The 845-nt window shown below is 31.0% G+C and carries 1 protein-coding gene; it reads left to right on the top strand.

Going from position 1 to position 845, the window contains the following annotated elements; translation table 11 throughout:
• Positions 1–845, top strand: an 845-nt coding sequence (locus AC1DTM_RS29435; protein WP_477001584.1) for a hypothetical protein, incomplete at both ends; no start/stop codon positions are given.

The raw sequence follows: 845 nt of genomic DNA, 5'->3' as shown, positions 1-845 counted from the left end.
ACTTAGTGTTACTTTCTTTGGATGGAGTTCAAGATGGCTAGAAATAAGTGCGTTAGTTTCTGGTTTTGCAGTTAGTACAATTTCTACCATGACGAGTACTTTATTGTTTCTACATGTGGAAGGCGGGGGAAAGATTTATAATAAAAATCAACAAGCGATTATTATTGGTATCGTTTTTCTTTTACTAATAATCGTATTGTTAGCGATTAGTTTTCTATCGCCACCGCTGATAACATGCATATATGGGATTTTTTTAATCAGTATCCTTTTTGCTATAAAAAAAATGCCGAGAACAGAGTTAGCCAAAGGGCTTTTACCTATCTCCATCGTATCGGTAGTAGGAAAGTTTCTTTTTGTCTCAATGCTTATTCTTTTGATACGAACAAGTCGTAACATAAATAATGAACAATATATTTTCTATTTTTTTCTACTCTCTATAGCGCTTATTTGTTTCATGTTTTTGAGTTTGTTGAAAGGAAAGTTCTTTCATAAACTTTCATCTTCTTTACCAATCCGATTAAAGGCAGAATCATTTTTACTTGGATTAGGAAATGGATATTTATTTTTGATAGGTATTTTTTATAGTTTTACTTTCTATAACATGTTAACCTGTATTTTCATTGTAGTTGGCCCATACCTATTAGAGATTTTGATGTCCATATTTTTAGATATCAAAGCTGCTAAGAAAGTTAATCCAATCCATTTGTTTTTAGTATGTACTTTAATCATGATATTCGGGTTTTATTCTCCACTATTTATAGTCCTTAGCGTTACATTTGGGAGCTATGCCATCAATAGTATTTCTTCTCAAAATAATATGAAAGTATATATGGTGAATGCTACAC

The organism is Bacillus sp. P4_D3, from assembly GCF_056401855.1.
Note: the sequence above shows the minus strand (reverse complement) of the source record. Positions and strands in the feature narration are given on the sequence as shown.